The sequence below is a fragment of the uncultured Campylobacter sp. genome, assembly GCF_938017705.1.
GTDB lineage: Bacteria > Campylobacterota > Campylobacteria > Campylobacterales > Campylobacteraceae > Campylobacter_B.
In genome coordinates, this window is sequence record NZ_CALIIS010000100.1 from 1 (window position 1) to 3465 (window position 3465).

The 3465-nt window shown below is 48.5% G+C and carries 3 protein-coding genes; 1 reads left to right on the forward strand and 2 read right to left on the reverse strand.

Translation table 11 applies throughout. From position 1 onward, the window contains the following. The coding region (locus Q0605_RS05195) for a cytochrome c3 family protein (RefSeq protein WP_298704854.1) at positions 1 to 340 on the reverse strand (340 nt) is incomplete at its 3' end. A 70-nt stretch (positions 341 to 410) separates the two neighbouring features. Beyond that, entirely contained in the window at positions 411 to 1952 is a 1542-nt protein-coding gene (locus Q0605_RS05200; RefSeq protein ID WP_298704856.1) for a flavocytochrome c, read from the reverse strand. Between the two features lie 141 nt (positions 1953 to 2093). On the opposite strand from Q0605_RS05200, the gene Q0605_RS05205 reads away from it, so the two are divergent. Then, positions 2094 to 3005, forward strand: coding sequence for a LysR family transcriptional regulator (locus Q0605_RS05205; protein ID WP_298704858.1), 912 nt, complete (start codon positions 2094 to 2096; stop codon positions 3003 to 3005). Positions 3006 to 3465: the final 460 nt, after the last annotated feature.

Below are 3465 nucleotides of genomic sequence, written 5' to 3' on the forward strand. Positions count from 1 at the left end.
CGCAGTATAGCGTAGGACCGTCGTGGACGGAGTTATGCGGATTAGCCTTAAGCGTATCCATAAATTTAAGCCTCAAAGCGAGCTGCTTTTTGTCGCCGTGGCAGCTGATACAGCCCTTGTCGCCGATGCTTTTAAATTTAGACGGATCGCTTCCTTGATTTACGTGGCAATCGACGCAGTCAAACGCCAAATGCTCGTGGTGCGGCTTTAGTTTGTACTTTGCTCTAAGCTCATCCGAAACGACTATTGTCGTGGCGTTGGCGTCGTTGGCAGACGGCGCGCCGAACAAAGTCGCGATGATACAGCACAAAATTAATGCCGTAAAACTAAAATTTTTCATTTACAACCTTTTAAAAAACCGCCTTACCGGTAGCCCGGCAAGGCTTAAGAGAGCCTACGCTCCGACTAAACTAAGCGATCTGCTCGCCCGCGATCATTCCGAAAACTATGCAGTCTGTGATCGCTACGGTGCCTAAGCGGCTCGCGCCGTGAGTTCCGCCGGTGATCTCGCCTGCAGCCCAAAGGCCTGGGATCGGCTTATTGGTTTTAGATGATAAGACCTCGGCTTTGGTGTTGATCTTTAGGCCGCCCATTGTATGGTGAGGCTTCGGCGAGAGGCGGATGACGTAGAAAGGTCCCGCTTCGTTGATCTCGCTAAGCGCGCTTTCTTGCTTGCCGAACTCGTCTTTTTTCGCCTTCACGCCTTCGTTGTATTTTTTGACGCTCTCTTTTAAGGCATCTGCAGGCACACCGTATTTGCTAGCGATCTCATCTAGGCTTGCGCATTCGCCCACTAGCTTGCCGCTTGCCATGCCTTTAGAAATAACCTCTTCGCTTAGGTCTTTAAACGCCATTTTGGTATCGGCGAATGTTATCGGATAGGCTTTTGGATCCTCGCGTAAAATTTTAAATTCCGCATCTGCGCGAGTCTTGCGATCTGCAAGCTCGTTCATAAAGCGCTTGCCCGTGCGAACGTCCACGGCGATACCGTATTTAAAGGTGCCTTGCTGAGTTAGGATCGGAGCGGTGCCGAAGCCCTTCTCATCGGGGCTCGCCCACGGACCGAACTGGATCCAATAGACCTGCACCGGATACGCGCCGATCTCAAAGGCTTTTAGCAGCACGCCCGCAGTGGCTCCCGGGTGGTTCGTGCTATCGACATCATCTGGGATGCGCGGATCTTGAAGCTTGCGGAAAATTTTATCGCGACAAAATCCGCCCGCTGCGAGCACTACGCCTTTTTTGGCTTTGAGCGTCTTTTTGGTGCCGCTTGTGTTTTCAAGATCGTCGCTGTAGAGATTCGGATCAAATTTATACTCCTCGCGGATCACGACGCCCGCTACTCGCTCGCCGTCCATTACGAAATCGTCAAATTTTGCGCGGCGGCGAAGCTCGCAGCCCTTATCTTTCAGCGCTTCAAATTTTTCAAGCATCGGCTGGATGTAGCCAGAGCCGCTATCATTCGTAGTTAGCATCGAGCGCGCGACGCTGTGTCCGCCGAAGTGGGCGCAGTGATCCATCTTAAATTGCACGCCGCTATCGACGAGGAATTTAAACGCGTCCAAGCCGCGATCGGCCAGGGTGCTTAAAAGCTCGGGGTGGTTGATGCCAAGGCCTGCTTTTAGGCAGTCGTTCATAAATAGCTCTTTGCTGTCTTTAACGCCCGTTTTTTCCTGCACGGGATTCATCGGCACGCTCATACCGCCGCCGTTGATGACGGAGTTTCCGCCGATACGACCCATCTTTTCGAGGATCAAGACTTTATTGCCTTTCTCGGCTGCTTTTAAGCCCGCCGCAAGCCCTGCAAAGCCGCTACCGATGATGATTACATCCCACTCTTCGTCAAATTTGACGTCCTTTGCGTCCACAGCACTTGCTTGCGCATTTACCGCGCCAAACGCAAGTGCACCGGCTCCTACCATACCCATTTTCAGTATGTCGCGTCTCTGCATATTTTGCCCCTTTACTTAGAGATTTTTTAATCTTAAAGATTAATGTCGTAATTTTATATTAAATCTTTATGTAAGTCAAATGTTATTTGGTATATAATTTAATAGCTAAAGGCTATAAAATTTCAACCGAAGGGGCAAAAAATGAGCTTGCGACATATGGAATTTGCGGTAAAAATTTCGGAGCTTAAAAGCTTTACAAAAGCGGCGAGCGAGCTTGGAATCGCGCAGCCGTCGCTTTCTAAGAGCATTATGCTTTTAGAAAAGGAGCTCGGGATCGAAATTTTCGATAGGAAAAACGGCCTTGAGCTTACATACGCGGGCGAAATTTACATCGCCAGAGCGAAAAATATGCTTAGGCTCAATAAGGAGCTAAATAACGAAATCCGCGGGCTTTCGTCTATCAAGACGGGTAAGCTCGTCATCGGCGCGACCTCGACCAGCTTTAAATTTATCGAAAAGATCATCGCGATGTTTTACAGCAGGTTTTCCAAAGCTGACATCAGGATCGTGCACGCTCACTCCGAGCCCGCGCTCATCGAGATGCTAAAAAGCGGCGAGCTTGATATCGTCTATGCCGCGCACTTTGGCGAGCTTGCTGCAGAGGGGCTTGAGTGCGAGTTTATAAAAAAGCGCAGGCTGCTTCTAAGCGTCTGCTCCTCCCATCCCGCCGTTTCACAAGCGAGTATAAATTCTACCGAGAAATACCCCAAGATCGCACTTAGCGAGTTTAAATCCGATAAATTTGCAATTAGCAGTAAAATTTTAAAAAGCGAGTCGAATTTCAAAAAGATCTTCGAAAATGCGGGCTTTACGCCTCAAATTTTTTGCGGTACCTCCTATTTTTACGTGGCTAACGCGATGGTCGCGGCGGGGCTTTGCGTCAGCTTCAGCTTCGCGCGGTATATTTTTGAGACGCAAAAGGACTACATCACGCTCTTTGACGTCGCGGATGAGCCGCTTTTGGACGTGTCGTTTTCGGTCGTGTATAAAAAACCATCCAAGCTCGCAAAGGAATTTATAAAGATGATAAAAGCGGGCAAAAGCGGCGAGTAGGGCGGATCGGCGCGCAGATTTAAATTAATAACGCGCCGCAAGGGTTTAAATTTAAAAATACACTACATAGGTTCAAATTTAATAGCATGCTTCGAGACGCTGCGCCAAAGATCAACTTTTAAAATTTATCCCGCAACCTTGTTTTTTAAATTTCGGTTCGCAGCTTGCTTGGTCGAAATTTTATCTAAAATTTTATTTCGCGCTAATCAGTTAAATTTTATCTCGCGGCGCATTAGACTAAATTTTCATTCGTCGCGGCTACGTAAATTTACGGCACACTTTTTCATAAAATTTTATCTGCAAGCGACGCAAATAGCGTCTATTTAGTACTTTCGGCTCCCGCTTGATTAGCTTTTCTTGCTCGCCGCCAAAACTTGCGCTAAGATCGCCGCTAGCGCGATGTTAAGGCTGACGCAGAGCCCAAACAGCGCCACGGCTTTAGTGGAGCTGAAAGCGAGCG